The organism is Spirosoma sp. 48-14, assembly GCF_001898575.1.
GTDB lineage: Bacteria > Bacteroidota > Bacteroidia > Cytophagales > Spirosomataceae > Spirosoma.
On the sequence record NZ_MKUD01000058.1, the window covers coordinates 323,316 to 342,563 of the forward strand.

Below are 19,248 nucleotides of genomic sequence, written 5' to 3' on the forward strand. Positions count from 1 at the left end.
TTGCCGTACTTTCCAACCATTTCAGCCTCCAGCATCCCTTTAGTCTGAAGCACTTCTAAAACCATGTTCCGCTTGGCCATACCGACCGATCTATCTGAACACGAGCTTGTCAACCGCTGTCGGGCTAACGATCGGGTTGCCCAGCGGCTCCTGTTTGAACGGTACAAGCGAGCAATGTTTTCGACTGCCTTTCGGATACTGAACGATTACGATCATGCCAACGATGCCCTTCAGGATGCCTTTGTGGAGGTTTTTCGTAACCTCGATCAGTTCGCTTTTCGCTCTACACTGGGTGCCTGGATAAAAATCATCGTGGTTCGCCAGTCGCTCCGAAAACAACAGCTTGAAGGCCGTTTTTTAACCCTGGACGAAAGCCTACACGATGCACCGATTTCGTTTCGCGACAACCTCACAGGTGACGAATTAGAGACTGCCATTCGTACACTACCCGATGGCGCACGCACCGTGTTCTTACTCACTGAAGTAGAAGGTTATACGCATAAGGAAGTGGCTGACCTGCTCGGTATTTCAGAGGGCACCTCAAAATCGCAGACGAGTTATGCGAAGAAGCTATTAAGACAACGACTATCATGAACAACTCACTGCCTCAACTCCCCGAATACGACCCAGCCGATAACTTGTGGGATCGGATCGAAGCTAATTTGCAGGCCGATGAGCTTTTTACTCGGTTGAGCCAGGAACTCCCCTTGCATGACCCCAACCCTGACCTGTGGAACTCAATTGAAGCCAATCTGTCCGTCAGTGATACGACCCAAATTCGCCCGCTTTGGCGGGATGTATGCGTTCAATGGGTTAGTCTGGCCGCTACAATTGCGTTGCTTCTTGTGGGAGTGTGGTCCATATGGCCCGCCGAAACTCCCGAAAAAGTTCATATCGAATACGCCACGGAATCGATAAAATCTATTTCAGACAAAAAATCGACACGCCCCAACTGGCCATCTACAACCAGCCGAACCGAAGCCTTTATTGCGAAGCGGTGCGCCCAGCAAAAAGCCGTCTGCCAGCGTCCCGAAGTTCATGAGTTGCGGAAACAACTCACCGCATTAACCCTTAAACAGCAACGTATTGAACAGGAACGGGAAATTTTTGGCGACGATCCAACCTTACTACGCGCCCAGACCAAACTGGAAACACAGCGCGCTGAAGTGACCAAAGAACTGCTAACTCTACTGGAGTCATGAACACAGGCGTTTTTAGGCTGGCACGACTACCTACTTTAGCCGTTTGGCCGACACGATTGCTTATCTGGCTGATTATTTGCACCATTTTCGAAATAAATAGCTATGCGCAGTCGGTACAGGTTATTACAAAAATCATTGATAAGGAGCTTCCTTATATAGAACATCAGCCTGTTTTACTGACTGCCCAAAAAGCCGATATCACCATTAAGGGATGGGCTCGGCCAACGATTTCGGTACGGTTACGGCTTATTGCCAAACACCCCGACCGCGCTACAGCCGAACGAGAATTAGCCTATCACCAATATACTTTGCAGTCTGTCGATGGTCAGGTTGACCTGTCGAATCGTTTTGTCATTCCCCAATCGGTTGGAAAACTGAGAAGTCAGTTGAAGGCCGTTTATGAAATCAGCCTTCCGGCCAAAGCCTTTTTAACCGTAACCAACTCGTTTGGCGATATTAATCTGGCTAATCTGGATGGTAACACCAACGTGACTTTTGATTTTGGCAAACTGACGCTGGATGACATCCGAGGTAAACTCACCATAAAATCAGACTATGGGGATATTGACGGTCGAGGGTTGGACGCTATCCTGAATGTAAAAGCCGAAAAGGCAGAGATTACCCTACAGGACGTAAGCGGAAACGTAACGCTACAGACCAGCTTTGGAAAGCTGACGCTTCTGCCAACCCTTACGCTCGATGCCCTGAACGTTGATGCAACCCGCACCGATATACTGGTTGCCACGAAACGCCTGACCGACTTCTGGTTCGATGTCACCAGTTTAGGAGCCGATATACGCGTACCTGAAAACTTCGCCGATCAGCTTGTCAAGGCTAAAAACAAACAGACTTTCCGGTATCAACCTTCGGTTAAAAAACCCGAGATCGTCATTCAGAATCGCTACAGCCCGATTGTTATTCAGGGTGAAAAACCCCTCGTCGACCGACGTTAAGCCACAACCCCTATGAACCGATCCCTACCCTTTTCTATACTCCTGGTCAGCCTGATGGCGTGTAGATGTTTAGCGCAATCAGCCGATTCCGTACGCGTGATGTACAGCGAGGAAATTGAACGCCAATCGCCACCATCAAACACGAAACGGATCAAGGCCCTTTATAATCGATTTATTCGGGCCCAGATCGAAGAAAAAACATTAGTTAAGCTTGGTATAATGCCGACCAGTTTTGGAGCAACCCCAGATCCTATATGGGCCATTCGAAATGAAGCCGCTGTTGAACAAAAGCTGACACCTGCTTTTTCCATTCTTATTTCGGCTCGCTCTTACTATCGACGGCTGGCCAAAACTATGGACGACGCCAATGTATCGGGTGAAGTCGCCGGTCGGTGGTACTTCACCATGAATCGCCGAATACGACAGGGTAAAAGTGCGAACAATTTTTCGGGACAATACCTAATGCTACACCTGATCAAGCCCATTTGGTCCTCTACTACCTACGATCCACCAGTTGGCTTAACTCATTCGTGGGTAGGAGCCAGGTTAGGGATCCAACGCCGGCTAAGCCGCTTTGGGTATCTGGATGCAAACATTGGCCCTGGTTATACCATCCGTAGTCTCAACCCCATGCCTGTTGGCATTCAGGCGTCTATTCTGATAGGCTTCGGTTTGTAATTGTTTTTTTACCCTCTTCTCGCTACTTCATAAATCATGAAAACGTGGTATGCTTATGGCCTTATTGGCTGGGCTATGGGTTGCTTAACCCTAAACAGCTTTGGGCAATCCGACTCCACACGAGTCGAAGTTTCACAAGAAAAATCACCATCGGATTCGATAACACAGCTTGATCCTGAACGTACCGATAAAGAGAAGAAGTTAATGAAAGAACTCTTTCGGCGCAGTCGTCAGGAAATCACGTTGATTGAGATCGGCGTGGAATACCCATATAGAGCAGGCATCGTTCTTTTTAAAGACCCTCGCCCAGTTACTGAGCAAACAAGTCTGTTTAGTTTATGGGGGGGTATTGAGCATAAGCTGACACCTGCCTGGGCGCTCATGGGTGGAATAGGCTGGCAGTTGGCTCCCGGAACACCCCAGAATCCCATATCAGGAAGCAGTTGGCTCGGCCAGGCCGGCATTAATTATTACCCACTCATTAACAAAGCGATTCGAAAAGGTCAATCTGCTAACAATTTCTATCATCAATACTATGTTACTGCAAGGCATTTTTTGCCTTTTCATGACAAACTGGTCGTAGAAGGGAGTGGACTAACCCAAACAATTACAGCTAATCCATTTCAGCAAGCTAGCTTATTAGGTGTAGGAATTCATAGTACACGTACTCGCTTTTACTTTTATAATCTGGTTGCAGGTGCAGCCTATCTATACGGGCGCGACAACGGGCTTCAACATCCAATACAGGCGATGGTACGCTTTTCGTTCGGCCTGGGTCTATAAATTTTAGTGTGTTATAACTTACCTTTGAGTACCGTTAAACTTGATTCTTGTAACGGTACTCACCCATGAAAAATGCGTTTCTGATTATCGACGCTCAGTTCGATTTCTGCCATGTTGAAGGTGCTCTGTTTGTGCCGGGCGCCGAGCAGGATATTGCCCGTATAGCCGCTCTACTTCGGGAGCACGCTCAGCAAATTGACCATATCGTTGTTACCCTCGATACGCACCATATTTTAGATATCGCCCATCCGGGCTTTTGGCAGGATGCTAACGGAACTCATCCGGCACCCTTTACTCGTATTACGGGAAATGATGTGGACACGGGTCGCTGGGTTCCCCGGTTTTCGGCCGAGAAAGCAAAAAAATACGTACACGATCTTGAAGCAGACGGGCAATTCGATCATTTCATCTGGCCCGAACACTGTTTGATTGGATCACGAGGTGCCGCCCTCCACGATACATTGCTGGATGCCTTGAAAGACTGGTCGCATCAACGAAATCGCGATTATCTAGCTATACAAAAAGGGTTGTACCCGCTCTCCGAACACTTTGGCATTTTTCGGGCCCAGGTACCAGACCCCACAATTCCCGAAACTCAACTGAATTCGTCGCTAATTGCCGACTTAGCCCGTTTTGATACCGTTTACCTGATGGGCGAAGCCAAGTCGCACTGCGTAGCCAATAGTTTGAAACAAATCCTGGATTTCGCCCCCGAACTGGTTCCGAAACTAGTCGTCGTAACGGATTGCATGTCGGATGTAACAGGGCTGGGCTACCTTGCCGACCCTATTTATGCCGAAGCGCGAACCCGTTCTGTCCGTTTTATGGAATCAAATACGGTTTTTAAGTAAAAAGCTGTACTTTTCGGACCTATGCAAAAAGTGCTCTCACTGTTTCCGCTCAATCTGGTTGTCTATCCTGGCGAGGATTTGAATCTGCATATTTTCGAACCCCGCTACCGGCAACTTATCAATGAATGTCTTGAAGAAGAGCGCACGTTTGGTATTCCAGCCTTTATCAATAACAAACTTCCGGGCTACGGTACCGAAATGCATGTTACGACCCTGCATAAACGCTACCCCGATGGTCGGATGGATATAAAAACGAAAGGGCTACGAATTTTCCGACTGGTCAATTTCGAAAACCCTGTTGCCGGTAAACTGTATTCGGGTGGCGAAGTAGAGTTGATCGAGTCCGACGATAATTTTAGTGCACACGCATCCGCCCTGGCCGAGCGTTTGGAGCGCTTATACAAGCTGCTCCAGATCGAGACGGATTATAACCCCAGAGCCGAAAACTTGTCGTATAAAGTAGCCCACAAAGTAGGTTTATCAATTGAGCAGGAATACGAATTATTAACCTTGGAAAGCGAGGCCGAACGGCAACTGTTCCTGATCCAGCACCTGAATACCGTATTGCCTGTGGTGTCTGACATGGAGCGCACCAAGCAACGCATTCGCATGAACGGCCATTTCAAAAATCTTGATCCGCTCAATTTTTAATGAATGAGCGATTGAGCGAATCAAAAAGCTTATGGTGGTCAATCGCTCATTCACGCAATCAATCATTTCTTCTCGTCCACTTTTCCAATTTTCTTGGTTCGCTTTGGCAACTGGTCGGCTAGTTCCTGAAGGTTTTTTATAGGTGGTCGGGGCTTTTCAGCTTCACCAATCAGGAATCCGTAGGGTTTCAGCGAATCAACAGCGTCAAAGATTACTTTTATAATGGCCGTCATCGGTAGAGCCAGTACCAACCCTGGTAATCCCCACACATTTTCCCAGAGAATAAGGGCAATGATAGCCGCCAGTGGATTGATACTCACCTTCGATCCGACAATATAGGGCGTGATAAAATTACCTTCCAGCGCCTGCACAAACAGAAAAACACCAACGACGCCTAACGCTTTAAATGGATTGTCCTGCGTAACCAGTGTGTACGCTGCCGGTATGAGCGAACCCAGGGAAATCCCAAAGTAGGGAATCAAAACCAGACAGGCGCCAAAAAATCCAAAGAATACCGCATAATCGACACCCAGGATCAAAAGGCCAACTGTCATCAGTGTACCGATAATAACGATGACCAGAAACAGACCAGCCATGTAATCTTTAACGACCTCATAAATACCACTCATCACCGCGTCGACTCTAGAGCGACCCGCATCTTTGAAAATCTTGTAAAAGAACGTTCTGAAAAAATCGCGGTAGAGCAGAAAGAAAAAGGCGAACAGCAGAATCAGGAAAAGCGTACTTATAATATTTGTCGTGGTCAACAGGGTTGTTGTTACGATAGTACCGGCTTCAGAAAGCGCCTGATTCAGATATTTACGTATTTCCTGAACCTGACGTTGCTTGTCGATATTTAAGTGTTCATCGGCAAACTTTTGTATACTATTGATGTATTCATTGCCACGCTTAACAAACTGAGGAACCACTTCACTGAAGCTACTGAGCTGAACCGAAACCCCGTAGAATAGGCCGGTCAGGATGGTGAGGGCCAGCAACAGACAAAGGATGATGGCAATGATACGGGGGACTTTCCAATTTTCGAGCCGGTTTACAAGCGGAAAGAGTAGTACGGCAAACAAAATGGCAAAAACCAACGGGATCAGCAGGCTTTCCAGCATATGCAACCCATATATAATCACCACTAAGGATAATAGTATGGAAGTAACTTTGGCGTAGAAAGGCAATTGAATTTCTGGAGAACGTGTGTCCATAGTAGTGAATGTAAATCAAAATAATCCCGTTATCGGTTTATTGGTTACAGGATCAACTACTCCCCAACCACCAATTACCCACTTTAGTTTGAGTAATAATACACTTTAGAGCTTATCTAATTATCTTAGTATCAGATAGCAACAGCGGCTTTTGATTGTTGTTCAGGCTGTTAAGTTTTTGTTAAGGATGCGTTTAGAGTTGGTAACGTTGTGGATAAGTCATGTAACTTCGGGCTGCCAAACAGAAGGCAACTACTAAACGCTACAAGTGAAGTAGATCATTATCAACAATTTAACTTCGCATGAGTGCTGCAAAAGCTGCTCAACCCCTTCACCGCGTTTTAGTCGTAGACGACGACGCCGACATTGTAGAGATGCTCGAATACAACCTTCTTAAAGAAGGCTACGAAGTTCGTACAGCGTTCGATGGCCGAAAAGCTATTGAAGTCGCTAAAAGCTATCTCCCCGAATTGGTTTTACTGGATATTATGATGCCTCAGCTAGATGGCATCGAAACGGGTCGCCAGCTCCGGGAGATCGCTGAGTTACGGCAGACCTACATTCTCTATCTGACAGCCCGCTCGGAAGAGTATTCTGAAGTTGCCGCTTTCGACGTAGGTGCCGACGATTACATTACCAAACCCATCAAGCCTCGTGCGCTGATGAGTCGGATCAACGCCCTGTTCCGGCGCGAAGCCCAGAAAGCCGATCCAGGTGAGCAAATTACCATTGCCGATCTGCTGATCAACCGCAAAAACTATTCAGTTACGCAGAACGATAAAACGGTTATACTGCCCAAGAAAGAATTTGAACTCCTGTTCTTTTTAGCGCAACACCCCAACAAGGTGTGCAGCCGGGAAGAATTACTTCAGAAAATCTGGGGAGCCGATATTTATGTGCTCGAGCGTACTGTAGACGTTCATATTCGCAAGCTTCGCGAAAAAATCGGTGATACCCATATCCGAACGTTGAAAGGTGTAGGCTACATGTTTACCGACCAGCCTGAATAAAGAGTGAAAGAGCGAAAGAGTGAAAATTCAGCAGAGGCCATTTTCACTCTTTCGCTCTTTCGCTCTTTTTATCTTTACACAATGTCCCTCAGTCCCCGCATTATTGCTCTTTTACTGGCTTGCCTGATTTCGGCATTGACACTCGCTTTCCTCACATTCGTTGAAGGCGTCACGAGCAGTATGTTGTTTGTAGTCGGGCTTTCATCATTTGCCATTTCATTCTTTCTGGTGCTATACGCCATTGAATTACTGGTTTTTCGGGAAGTCAACAAGATGTATAAAACCATCCATCAGCTCAAAATTCGCGACTTTAGTATTTCCCGAAAATCGATTATCAAAAACAGCAATCCATTCAAGAAGCTCAACGACGAAATCTTCGTTTACGTCGCCAAGAAGCAGAAGGAGATCGACGAACTAAAACGGCTGGAACAGTTTCGTCGGGAGTTTCTGGCCGATGTGTCGCATGAGTTAAAAACCCCCATTTTTGCCGCCCAGGGCTTTATTCACACGCTGATTGATGGAGCAGTCGATGATGAGCAGGTTCGGGATAAATTTCTGTCGAAGGCCGCTAAAAGCCTCGACGGGCTGGATGCCCTGGTAAAAGATCTGGTAGCACTGTCGCAACTGGAAACGGGCGAAGTGAAAATGAGTTTCGAGCGCATCAACTTCACGCAGGTAGTTCAGGAAATCTTTGATCAACTCGAAACCATTGCTAAAACGAAAAACACATCGCTCTCTCTCAAGACTTCACAACCGGGTCCTATCTGGGTAAAAGCTGATGTTCAGCGCATTATGCAGGTGATGACCAATCTGATCGAAAATGCGGTGAAGTATGGTAATGACAACGGAAAAGTAATTGTCCATCTTGAAGAAGACAAAAAGCACATTATCGTATCGGTTCGCGACAATGGTCCTGGCATACCGCCTGAACACTTAAGCCGGATATTTGAGCGATTTTACCGGGTTGAAAAAAGCCGATCAAAAGAACGTGGAGGAACCGGCCTCGGCCTGGCTATTGTAAAGCACATTCTAAATGCGCACAAATCGAAAATTACCGTAATGAGTAAGGTCGATAAAGGTACTACCTTCCGATTTAAACTTGACAGGATCGACGTATAGCTTTCTAAATCAGTCGCTTGAGAGCAAAATGAGCGATAATGAGCTGGCCATTTCGACGGGCGACCAGCGATATTTCTCTCCCCTCCCCTTTCTGTAATATTTTATAGATTTCGCTGATAGTCATGTCTCTGGCTGATGTATTATTGATAAACAACAGCTCATCGCCTTCTACAAGCCCAGCCGTAGCAGCTGGTGAACCATCCAGAATTTTATCGACATAATAGGTGCGGAAGCTCTCTCCTCTGGCTCTAAGCTCCAGACCACTCATATCGTGTTCGAAACTCTCGCGCATCAGTCGTTTAACGGGCTTCATCACAATGTACTGATCGGGATAGTTGAAGGTGACGTTGAACCGACGCAACAACTCGCAGCCAACGTTTCCCTGCCGTTCGGGCATATTCACAAGCTTCATCCCAAAAGCCATACTGTCGGGAAACGACGCTAGAATATTGTCCATTTCGTAACGCCCAAACCGAATTTTCTGAATCCGCCCTACACTCCCGTTAATAACCCCGTTCAATCCACGACCTAGTTGCGCCCGAATGCTTTTTTCCGGAATTGGCATGGCGGCCGAACTACGTGATCGATCGAGCAAAAGCGCATGACCAGCACCTGTATCCAGCACAACACGTAACGGCAAGGTTTTTTCGCCATCGAACACCGATAAGGCATCCGTATAGGCTTTCGTATCCTGAATAGTGATAGGGTAACGATCGCCTTTATGTTTGTTGTATTTGTACTTGCCAGGCTTCATGATCATCAGTTCATGGCGCTGAAAATCAACATTAACAACAAAGTTTGAAAACACCTCGTAGCCAAAAATGCCATGCACGGGCGCACCCACATATTCCGATAGTTTGAGAATATCCTCATCCAGAATAACCAGATTATGATGCGATGCTCGTAAGCCTCCCATAGTCAGGTTATTATCAATAGCAATGGAAGCAGTCAGACTCCCACCTTCTCCAGCGCCACTAATCTTAACCTTCCGTGTTAGTTGAAGTTTCTGCTTCGCAAAAGCCGCAGGATCAGTAATAATTGTGTTGGCGACCCCAGTATCCAGAATAAAGTTCAGGGTATCCGAATCGTTGATACGTACTGGCACAACAATCAGATTCGAATGAAGCTGAAACGGAATACGAGTCCAGGTCCGATTTCCGGCAATAAAAAAGCCGTAATGATCTTTATCGGGCACACCTCGATTATCATCCCCCCGAGCAGCCCAACCGAACAGTAACAGCCCGAATGCCAGTATGAGCGTTTTCATCTATCGTAGATTTATCACATTGAAATTACGCATTTTTTATCCGAATAACACAAAAAATAGACAGTAAGTTTGTTGCCTATCGGATAGTTATTTTCACTTATTTACTGTCCGGGCAACTTTAGCAGCCTTTAACGTGGTGCATTCCGTTCAAAATCCTAATTTCGCTAAAAATTTTAGGCAATATAAGGGCTATTAGCTAACCCTAAACATTGTTATCGACTCTCATTATTAATCGGTTATGCGTAAAAAAATAGTTGCTGGCAACTGGAAAATGAATAAAACGGCCGACGAGGCTACCGCCCTTGTATCGGAAGTAATCGACAAGGTAAATGCTGACGTAACGGGCGATGTTACGGTTGTTCTGTGCCCCCCCGCTGTTTATTTAACTACCGCCCGCCAGGCAATCCCATCGGGTGGTTCTATCTCGCTCGGCGCTCAGAACTGCCACGAGAAAGCTTCAGGAGCCTATACAGGTGAGATTTCGGCCCCCATGCTGCAATCGATTGGCGTTGAATACGTCATCCTTGGCCACAGCGAGCGCCGGGAATACTTTGGCGAAACCAATGCCCAACTGGCAGCCAAGGTAAACATTGCGCTGGAAAACGGCCTGACACCTATCTTTTGCTGTGGAGAGTCCCGCGATCTTCGCGAAAACGGTGATTACATTGGCTTTGTAAAAAACCAGCTTACCGAGAGCCTGTTCCATCTGTCGGCCGAATCGTTTGCAAAGGTCGTTATCGCCTATGAACCGATCTGGGCTATTGGTACTGGTCTGACGGCATCGTCAGCACAGGCGCAGGATATGCACTTTGAACTTCGTCAGCACATTGCCAGCCAATACGGCGATTCTGTTGCTCAGGACATCAGCATTTTATACGGTGGTAGTGCCAATGCCCAAAATGCAGCCGAACTGTTTGCACAGACCGATGTAGATGGAGGTTTGATCGGTGGTGCCTCACTAAAAGCTCCCGACTTTATCACTGTTGTAAAAGCAGCACAATAAACTTAATGATTGAATGATAGAGTGATTGAATGATAGAATAGCTAAACCAAGAACCTATTCTATCATTCAATCATTCAAAATTAGATTATGACAGTTGCCTATTACGTTCGGGCCTTCAACATGGTTCCCCATCCGGAGGGCGGCTACTACGCTGAAACGTATCGATCGTCCGAAAAAATTGGCCAAACGGCATTACCGAGCCGATTTAGTGGTGAGCGATCATTTTGCACTGCCATCTATTTCCTGCTGGAGCAAAAAGACGTTTCTGCATTTCACCGTATCCAATCTGACGAGATTTGGCATTTCTACGCAGGAGGCCCACTCGAAGTGTTTATTATCCACCCCGACGGGAAGCTCAGAACAATTCGATTGGGTAATAATCCTGATCAGGGAGAGGTGTTTCAGGACGTAGTACCGGCTAGTTGCTGGTTTGGCTCGAAACCCGCTGAAGGAACCGAATTTTCACTGGTAGGCTGTACGGTAGCGCCCGGATTCGATTTCGCCGATTTCGAACTTGCCGACCGAAACCAGTTACTACAGGAATTTCCCCAACACCGGGAAATCATCGAGAAACTGACTGTCTGAACCGGGATTTAACGGATTGAGGGATTAAACAGATTTTGCTTTGACTGCTGCCAAAGCAAAATCTGTTTAATCCCTCAATCCGTTAAATCCCGGTTCAGATTACTGAAAATTCACATTTCCGAACTTGGACACAACCCGGACTTTAGTTCCTGAACCGCTGCCGACCTTTCCGACATACTGCTTAGTCAGCTTTGGTCCCCTCCGGTTATCATCGTCGGGTTGGGCGGTAAAATGCCAGGTTGAATTGGATGGGTAGTTGAAGCTACCATAGCTAACCGTTACGTCGAAATCGCAATCGTTATTTCGGTCGACAGGCAGCGCTACGGATGAATAAGACGCCTGAATATCAACATTTTCAACGGTTTTAGGCAACTGGTCTATTCGGAAGCCACCAGAGAAACTAAGTTTAATTTTACCGGACTCACGCAGATTGCCAATTTTAGCTCCAGAATAATTGATGTCGGCGTTCAGTTTTCCCACATCGCCAATGGTCATTTTTCCGGCTTTATTAGTAAGTGTCAGGTCATTAGCCTTCACTAACTCCAGACTCCCATAGGCCATATCCAGTTTGCCAGCGTCGATATAACGGATATTGGCTTTACCATAGGCCACATCAATGTCGTTCTGTCGGCTGGCCAGCTCTTCAGCTATAAAATTGCCATAGCGGGTATATACGGTTAGCGGAGCCTGAAACGAATGGATGGAGGTATTACCAAACCTATTTTTTAGCGTCAGCGCGTTTTGCTTGGGCATCATCACATCATAGTTGATGCGTACAAAATTCCGTTCGCCATCATCTTTCCACTTCCCGAAGCTCCAGTTCGAGACAGCACTCTGGCTGAAATTAGTCCGAACCGTAATTTGGTTACCGCTGCGTTTTTCTTCAATCGATACCGCATCCAGGTATTTTTGGGTACGCTCGTCCGAATCGGAATTAGCAATAATGGTGATCTGAATTTTTATTTCCGGTCTATCCCACAACCCTATTGTCACCTGTCCGAACTGATTGTCAACGACCAGGTTGTCTTTACTATCAACATCGAATAGTTTGATAATGGTCTTCTTCTTTTCAACGGTGGTTTCAACCGTACCGGGCAGAACCGGCACCTCGGCCCGCATAATTAATGGGCTAAGGCATAGTAAAACACTATACAGGACTCGTTTCATGGGACTGGTCTTTAATGCGATCGATGACACGCAATTGTTCGTTAAGTAAGTTGATCTGAAGCTGTAAATTCTGAATCATGGCCTGGATCAACACTTCCTGATTCGGGTTTTTAGGCAGATCGGCCTTGAGTGCCCGGTAGGAGTTTTCGAGCCGGTCCAGGTCAATCGCAAATTCCTGATACAAAGCGGGATTATCCTCGGTCAGTTGTTTTAGTTCGGCACGTTTATCGTCAATCAATCGCGTGTACTGTACCACTTCTTTCGCATAGGTCGGATTGGCCGCTACGAGTTCAGGCTGGCGAGTTACCCCATACTGCTTATTCATATACAGAAAACAGCCAGCCAACAGTAATACCGCAACAGACGCAGCCACTCGCCAATCGAGCGTGGGCCAGCCTATTTGCCGTCCACCCGAAGCCGGGCGGTTTTTGTGGACTGCCACAAACGGTGAACCATTGTTCTGGACGATCGGTGGACCATCCATACTAGCTTTATCAAGGCCAGCCTCAATCTTTTTCCACAGATCAACCGACGGCTCTTTGTCGTCAAAGTCCTCGCGGTTATCGCGCACAAAACGTTCAAGGTTATCCTTTTTCATAGTTCAATAAGCGAAAGAGTGCAAGAGTGAAAAAGCGAATACCCTCTACAGGGTTTGCCCTCGTCGGCCCTTACTAACTCATTCTCAACTAGTTTAGTAATTCAAGTAAACGTTTTTTTCCTCGTAAGTACTGCGTTCTGGATGTTGTTTCACTAATATTTAACACATTGCCTATTTCTTCGTGGTCGTACCCTTCAAACAAATAAAGCGATAGCACTACCCGGTAACCTTCTGGAAGCAGTTGCATGGCCCTTCGGACCCGATCTACTTCCAGTTGAACCCCGTCTTCGTCATACGGTTCGGGGTCGGCAAAGTCAGGCCCGTCATCTTCGCCAAATCGATTCGATTCCATATCGACTAACTCCAGCCGACGGCTACGAAGATGATTAATAGCCCTATTCACTACAATCTGCTTCAACCAGGCACCAAATGTACTTTGGCCCCGAAACGAGCCTATATGACTAAATGCATCCATAAAAGCTTCCTGCAATACATCTTCAGCCTCAGCTTCATGGTTCAGAATCCGCAGGCAAACGTTATACATCGCCTTTACGTAATGCTGATAAAGTTCATACTGTGCCCGTCGCTCGCCCTGTTGGCAGCGTTTGACCAGGTCAGCATGGCGGTCGGGGTACGGTTTAGGTTCCAACAGCTTCAGTATTTCCCAACGTTTAAGTTATTATCGATAGAAAGATGCAGGTAAATTGAGAATGTTGCACAATAATCCAGAAAAAGTCATCGTTTTTGCCCTCACATCGTTTAAAGGGTGTTTTTCTTTAGATTGGCCGTATGAAAACATTATCACTATGTACAAACCTCAGAAAGGCCAGCCATTTATAGCCCACGAAGATGGCCCAAATTCTCCTTTTGACCATCAGCGCGTTATCAGTAAACTAACGTTTGAATTAGGGCTATTATATTACCAACAAAAGAGAATTATTCTGGAACCTCTCCCTGAAACGCCATTGGATGAAGGGACTGGGCATGCCGTACCCGACGTAATTCTGTACGATAAAACCGCTGAGGAAACGAAGATTATTATAGAGGTATGCCAGAACAATGGGCAACGTAATGACCTACGAAAAATCATTTATCTTATCGAAGATAACGACTACGGCATCCTGGAAGGCTTTGTCTACAATTACAAAACACACGAGTGGTTACGGTATCGAAAAGGCGATGGTGGAGTTGCTACAAATTCAGCCGTATCGGAAGTGATGGGCATCGACATGGGCCCTTTCCTCTGATTTTGTTCAGGAAAACGAACAGGTTTTTGCGAACCAAAAGTTTATTCCGTCCAGTCCCGTCGCTGGCTGTCCCCTACCAAATTATTTCGTAGTTTTGATTGTTATAGAAGGATAGAGACGAGCTGAATGGTTGATTATATTTCTGGATTGAATGACCCACAGCGGCAGGCCGTTATGCACGGCGATGGACCGCTTATGATTATTGCCGGTGCCGGTTCGGGAAAAACCCGCGTACTAACCTACCGAATCGCTTACCTGATTGAAAACGGCATTGATCCCTTTCGGATTCTGGCCCTTACGTTTACCAACAAAGCGGCTGGGGAGATGCGTCACCGGATCGAAAAAGTGGTTGGGACGGAAGCCCGCAACATCTGGATGGGGACCTTCCACTCTGTATTTGCCAAAATCCTTCGGATCGAAGCCCGAGCCATTGGCTATACAAGCAACTTCTCCATTTATGATACCGACGACTCCAAATCCCTGTTGCGTAGCATCATAAAAGAGATGGGGCTCGACGACAAGGTTTACCGCGTCAACAGTGTGTTTTCCCGGATTTCAGGCGCCAAAAACCGACTGATCGGGCCAGACGATTACCTTAACAACGCTGTGATTCAGGCCGACGACGAATCGGCACGGATGCCGCACATTGGCCGGATTTACAAGCAATATAGTGTTCGCTGTTTTGCTGCAAATGCAATGGATTTCGACGACCTGTTGTTCAACACCAACGTACTCTTCCGCGACCATCTGGACATTTTGAATAAATACCAGCATAAGTTCCAGCAGGTAATGGTCGATGAGTTTCAGGATACGAACATTTCGCAGTACCTGATCACCCGCAAGTTGGCGGCTGTTCATCAGAACATCTGTGTCGTGGGCGACGATGCCCAGAGTATCTATGCTTTCCGGGGAGCCAACATCGAAAACATTCTGAATTTCCAGCGCGATTATGGCAAAGAGAATGTCAAAATCGTGAAGCTGGAACAGAACTACCGCTCGACCAAAACGATTGTTGAAGCGGCCAATTCGATCATTGCCCGGAATAAGCAACAACTGGAAAAACATGTCTTTACTGACAATGAAGATGGTCCACCGATCGATGTGATCAAAGCTTCGTCGGACAATGAGGAAGGACGTCTGGTAGCGTCGGCCATTTTTGAAACCAAAATGAACGAATCGCTGACCAACAACGACTTCGCCATTTTGTACCGTACCAACGCACAGTCGCGGGCCTTTGAAGAAGCCCTGCGCAAGATGAGCATCAAGTACCGCATTATTGGTGGCTTGTCGTTCTATCAGCGTAAGGAAATTAAAGACCTGATCGCTTACCTGCGCTTTACCGTCAATCAGCAGGACGAAGAAGCGTTTAAACGAATCATCAACCTACCAAAGCGAGGCATTGGCGATACTACCGTAGCGAAAATCAGTGTGATAGCTGCCGAGAAGCAGGATTCAATCTGGGAAATTGTCGCCGAAATCACCAAACATGTTGCTGGTCGGTCTGCCATCGCTATTGAAGGCTTTGCCGATCTGATCAAGAGTTTTAAACTACTCCTCGACCAGAAAGATGCCTACGAAGTAGCCTCACACATTGCCAAGGCATCGGGTCTATTAAAAGAGCTGTATGACGACAAAACCGTGGAAGGGCTGGCCCGCTACGAAAACGTGCAGGAATTGCTGAACGCCATCAAGGAGTTTGTCGATAACCCGGATAACGAAGAGAAAAGTCTGGCCGCGTTTTTGCAATCTGTCTCGTTGCTAACCTCTGCTGATGAAAAAGAGGATGATGGTGATAACGACAAAGTAACGCTGATGACCATTCACGCAGCCAAAGGACTGGAGTTTAAAAACGTACACATCGTCGGCATGGAAGAAGACCTGTTTCCCAGCCAGATGATGCTCGAAAGCCGAAACGATCTGGAAGAAGAACGGCGGCTCTTTTACGTAGCGATTACTCGTGCCGAAAAGCGGCTGACGATGTCGTATGCCGAAACGCGTTATCATTACGGACGCCTGAAAATGTGTGAACCCAGCCGGTTCCTGATGGAAATCGATCAGCGGTATCTGAAAATGTCGAAACTACGCTCGGCCCCCAGCCGAATGGATTTCGACCGACCTGAGCGTGCCAATCCAGGCCGGGACCGCAGCGAAAGCACCTCGACGGGTTCGATGGCGTTTGTACGGTCGCTGGCACAGAAAACGGCCCGTACACAGACGCCACAAACAGCCGCTACGCATACACCCTCACCCGATTTTGCACCAAGCAACACCGCTGATCTGGCTTCGGGTCAGCGCGTTGAACACGCTAAGTTTGGATTTGGAACCGTAAAACAGGTAGATGTAAATGGCACCGAACGTAAGGCTACCATTCTATTCGATGTAGTCGGCGAAAAGACGTTATTGCTGAGTTTCGCCAAGCTACGAGTAGTCACGTAGAAGCTGATAATTAAAGGTTTAAGCTAATGAAAAAGATCATGCCAGCCAAAACAAAAATCGCCAAACAATATACCCCTGGCTCTGTTCCGGTTGTGAATCAGCCGAAAATTTACTTTTCCTCAGATATTCAGGCAGCAGGTAGTATGGATGCTTTTTTAAAATCAGTAGGCAGCGACAAAGCCAAGCCACTACCTGAGCTAGACTTTTCAGAAGAACAATGGGAACGCATGCTAAAAGATGAAAATTAATTAATGTTACACCTTTTAGATACTAACGTCCTTATAAACCTAATTCGTAGCAAAACTGAGTTACCTGCTTATTCGGTTATATCCATTGTCACAGTAGGTGAGTTAAAGGCGTTCGCCACTAAGCGAAAATGGGGTTATCAAAAACGGCTCACTCTTGAAAAGATCCTTAACACAATCCCCATTTTTGGTATAGAGTATAGTCTGACTGACATATAGGCAACAGTTGATGCTTATAGTCAGGGAGAGTTATTAAATGATCCACTACCAGCAGGCACCTCTGCCCGAAATATGGGAAAAAATGATATTTGGATTGCTGCCACCGCTCTTTTCTACGACGCTGAATTGCATACATCTGATAACGATTTTGATCATTTAACAGGTATTGGCCTTAAAATAAACAAGCTTAATTCAAAGACTTAGCTAACATAGCAGCATACAAAACCGTCCGCTCTTATCGTTCTTTTCAAAGTACTCCACTCCCATTTCCTACAATCCACATGAATGCCCACGGTATTATTGTCGCAGCTTTTTTCTCCGTTGCCGGTCACTTGTATGGACAGGCGAAGAAAGACTCGACAGTATTGGCTAATCCCGCTGTTGAAAACCTCGGTAATCAGGTCAATTCTGAATACAACGAGATCAATCCAGTTATTTCGCCGGATGGGAAAACCTTGTATTTCGCCCGTATAAGCCACCCCAACAATACCCACGGCACCAAAGGCAGTCAGGATATCTGGTTTTCTGATCTGGACGCAGTCAGTGGCAAATGGGGCCCTGCCCGGCGCATGGGCTTTCCCTTAAACAAAGACGAGTACAACTGCGCCTACAGCATCACGCCCGATGGCAACACCATGCTCATAAAGGGGCAATACAACAACGGAAACTACGAAACACGCGGCTTTTCGATCAGTAAGAAAACCGCTACTGGTTGGTCGCCCCCACAAAAGATTGATATTCCGGGCTATGTCGGTATGAGCAAAGGCCAGTTCGACTGCGGGTTTATGTCGGCCGATGGCAAAACGCTGGTCATGGCCTTCAGCGAGAAGAAAAACAGCAAGGAAGATGACATTTACGTTTCCTTCCGGCAAAAGGATGGCTCCTGGACCAAACCAATGGACTTGGGCTCTGAGGTAAATACAAAATTCACCGAAACTACACCCTTTCTGGCTCCTGATGGCGCTACGCTGTATTTTTCCAGTAACCGGGATGGCGGCCTGGGTAGCAACGATATTTATGTGACCAAGCGCGTCGATAAAACCTGGAAACACTGGACCAAGCCCGTCAACCTGGGCCCGAAAGTGAATACCGATGGATACGACGCGTATTATACGCTGTCGGCTTCGGGAGATTATGCGTATCTGACCACCTTTAAAAACACAGTTGGAAAAGGGGATATTGTCCGGGTTAAGCTTACCGAAGATCGACCGACAAATCAACCAAGTCGTTTGGGTAGTGGCGATGAAGTAGCGGGCCAAACAGACGCCACTCGCCCCGATCCAGTTGCGCTGATCAGTGGCAAAGTAGTCGACCAGATTACTGGCAAGCCCATTGAAGCCCGCATCGTTTACCAGACCTTACCCGATGGTGCCGAAGTTGGCGAAGCTACCTCCGATCCGCTTACGGGCGAATACAAAATTGTGCTTCCTTACGGCCAGAAATTTTCTGTTCGGGCCATTGCAAAGGATTTTATTTCCGAAAGTATAAATATTGATCTGACGCAAGCCAAAGGCTTTCAGGAAATTAAGAGCGATCCCGTCAAAATGGCCCCCATCAAAGAAGGCTCCGTTATCCGGCTGAATAACATTTTCTTCGATACGGGTAAAACAGAACTTCGCCCGGAATCGGGCCCTGAGCTGGACCGATTAGTGACCACGCTGAATGAGAATCCGAAAATGACGATCGAGGTTCGCGGCCACACTGATAACACGGGTTCGAATGAAATCAATAACAAACTCTCTCAGGACCGGGCCGATGCCGTTCGGGAGTACTTCATCAGCAAAGGTATTGAACCAGATCGGGTTGGAAGCAAAGGCTTTGGCGAAAGCAAACCGATTGCCACAAATGATACCGAAGCCGGTCGTCAGCAAAACCGTCGTGTTGAGTTTGCCATTGTCAAGAAATAAAGCAGTAATAGAGCCTGGCTATGAGCAGATAAAAATCGGTAAAACGCAACCATAAAAGCCTGTTTGAGTTAACATTGTATAACTACACGCAAACAGATTTCTCTCAAATCACT

At 46.8% G+C, this 19,248-nt stretch carries 20 protein-coding genes; 15 read left to right on the top strand and 5 right to left on the bottom strand.

The features are described from left to right. The first annotated feature begins 63 nt into the window (after positions 1–63). From BGO59_RS26110 to BGO59_RS26140, 7 genes are all read left to right on the top strand, one after another. On the top strand, positions 64–594 hold the full coding sequence (locus tag BGO59_RS26110; RefSeq protein ID WP_293688541.1) for a sigma-70 family RNA polymerase sigma factor: 531 nt from the start codon (positions 64–66) through the stop codon (positions 592–594). Continuing rightward, entirely contained in the window at positions 591–1,202 is a 612-nt protein-coding gene (locus BGO59_RS26115; RefSeq protein WP_293688543.1) for a hypothetical protein, read from the top strand. Before BGO59_RS26110 ends, BGO59_RS26115 begins: the two co-directional genes overlap by 4 nt. Next, complete coding sequence (locus tag BGO59_RS26120; RefSeq protein WP_293688545.1) at positions 1,199–2,155, top strand: DUF4097 family beta strand repeat-containing protein; 957 nt, start codon at positions 1,199–1,201, stop codon at positions 2,153–2,155. The genes BGO59_RS26115 and BGO59_RS26120 overlap by 4 nt, the downstream gene beginning before the upstream one ends. 12 nt (positions 2,156–2,167) lie before the next feature. After that, positions 2,168–2,833, top strand: coding sequence for a hypothetical protein (locus BGO59_RS26125; RefSeq protein WP_293688547.1), 666 nt, complete (start codon positions 2,168–2,170; stop codon positions 2,831–2,833). 36 nt (positions 2,834–2,869) lie between these two features. After that, the gene (locus BGO59_RS26130) at positions 2,870–3,616 is read left to right on the top strand and encodes a hypothetical protein (RefSeq protein WP_293688549.1); all 747 of its coding nucleotides are present in this window, start codon (positions 2,870–2,872) and stop codon (positions 3,614–3,616) included. Between the two features lie 65 nt (positions 3,617–3,681). Further along, complete coding sequence (locus BGO59_RS26135) at positions 3,682–4,467, top strand: isochorismatase family protein (RefSeq protein WP_293688551.1); 786 nt, start codon at positions 3,682–3,684, stop codon at positions 4,465–4,467. 21 nt (positions 4,468–4,488) lie between these two features. Beyond that, positions 4,489–5,118, top strand: coding sequence for an LON peptidase substrate-binding domain-containing protein (locus tag BGO59_RS26140; RefSeq protein ID WP_293688553.1), 630 nt, complete (start codon positions 4,489–4,491; stop codon positions 5,116–5,118). Between the two features lie 62 nt (positions 5,119–5,180). On the opposite strand, the gene BGO59_RS26145 is transcribed toward BGO59_RS26140, so the two are convergent. Beyond that, positions 5,181–6,332: an AI-2E family transporter gene (locus BGO59_RS26145; RefSeq protein ID WP_293688555.1), complete on the bottom strand. Its 1,152-nt coding sequence runs from the start codon at positions 6,330–6,332 to the stop codon at positions 5,181–5,183. A 302-nt stretch (positions 6,333–6,634) separates the two neighbouring features. Between BGO59_RS26145 and BGO59_RS26150 the strand changes: the two genes are divergently transcribed. After that, entirely contained in the window at positions 6,635–7,342 is a 708-nt protein-coding gene (locus BGO59_RS26150; protein WP_293688557.1) for a response regulator transcription factor, read from the top strand. Positions 7,343–7,423: 81 nt separating this feature from the next. Further along, on the top strand, positions 7,424–8,461 hold the full coding sequence (locus BGO59_RS26155) for an ATP-binding protein (protein WP_293688559.1): 1,038 nt from the start codon (positions 7,424–7,426) through the stop codon (positions 8,459–8,461). Between the two features lie 4 nt (positions 8,462–8,465). Here the strand turns inward: BGO59_RS26155 and BGO59_RS26160 are convergent, their stop codons facing one another. Continuing rightward, a complete protein-coding gene (locus BGO59_RS26160; RefSeq protein ID WP_293688561.1) occupies positions 8,466–9,728 on the bottom strand; it encodes an aspartyl protease family protein in 1,263 nt (420 codons plus the stop codon). Between the two features lie 238 nt (positions 9,729–9,966). On the opposite strand from BGO59_RS26160, the gene tpiA reads away from it, so the two are divergent. Further along, entirely contained in the window at positions 9,967–10,731 is a 765-nt protein-coding gene (tpiA, locus tag BGO59_RS26165; protein ID WP_293688563.1) for a triose-phosphate isomerase, read from the top strand. Between the two features lie 87 nt (positions 10,732–10,818). Further along, complete coding sequence (locus BGO59_RS26170) at positions 10,819–11,316, top strand: cupin domain-containing protein (protein ID WP_293688565.1); 498 nt, start codon at positions 10,819–10,821, stop codon at positions 11,314–11,316. Positions 11,317–11,415: 99 nt separating this feature from the next. On the opposite strand, the gene BGO59_RS26175 is transcribed toward BGO59_RS26170, so the two are convergent. The 3 genes from BGO59_RS26175 to BGO59_RS26185 all read right to left on the bottom strand — a co-directional run bounded on the left by BGO59_RS26175 (position 11,416) and on the right by BGO59_RS26185 (position 13,730). Beyond that, on the bottom strand, positions 11,416–12,483 hold the full coding sequence (locus BGO59_RS26175) for a hypothetical protein (protein ID WP_293688567.1): 1,068 nt from the start codon (positions 12,481–12,483) through the stop codon (positions 11,416–11,418). Continuing rightward, the gene (locus tag BGO59_RS26180; protein ID WP_293688569.1) at positions 12,464–13,081 is read right to left on the bottom strand and encodes a hypothetical protein; all 618 of its coding nucleotides are present in this window, start codon (positions 13,079–13,081) and stop codon (positions 12,464–12,466) included. Before BGO59_RS26180 ends, BGO59_RS26175 begins: the two co-directional genes overlap by 20 nt. Before the next feature lie 88 nt (positions 13,082–13,169). After that, complete coding sequence (locus tag BGO59_RS26185) at positions 13,170–13,730, bottom strand: RNA polymerase sigma factor (RefSeq protein WP_293688571.1); 561 nt, start codon at positions 13,728–13,730, stop codon at positions 13,170–13,172. 157 nt (positions 13,731–13,887) lie between these two features. Here BGO59_RS26185 and BGO59_RS26190 point away from each other — a divergent pair, with 157 nt between their 5' ends. From BGO59_RS26190 to BGO59_RS26205, 4 genes are all read left to right on the top strand, one after another. Further along, positions 13,888–14,328 (top strand): hypothetical protein, encoded by a 441-nt coding sequence (locus BGO59_RS26190; protein WP_293688573.1) that lies wholly within the window; start codon positions 13,888–13,890, stop codon positions 14,326–14,328. A 126-nt stretch (positions 14,329–14,454) separates the two neighbouring features. Beyond that, positions 14,455–16,764, top strand: a complete 2,310-nt coding sequence (locus BGO59_RS26195) for an ATP-dependent helicase (protein WP_293688575.1) — start codon at positions 14,455–14,457, stop codon at positions 16,762–16,764. Between the two features lie 26 nt (positions 16,765–16,790). Then, positions 16,791–17,012, top strand: coding sequence for a hypothetical protein (locus tag BGO59_RS26200; RefSeq protein WP_293688577.1), 222 nt, complete (start codon positions 16,791–16,793; stop codon positions 17,010–17,012). A 497-nt stretch (positions 17,013–17,509) separates the two neighbouring features. Next, on the top strand, positions 17,510–19,135 hold the full coding sequence (locus tag BGO59_RS26205; RefSeq protein WP_293688579.1) for an OmpA family protein: 1,626 nt from the start codon (positions 17,510–17,512) through the stop codon (positions 19,133–19,135). Positions 19,136–19,248 lie beyond the last annotated feature (113 nt).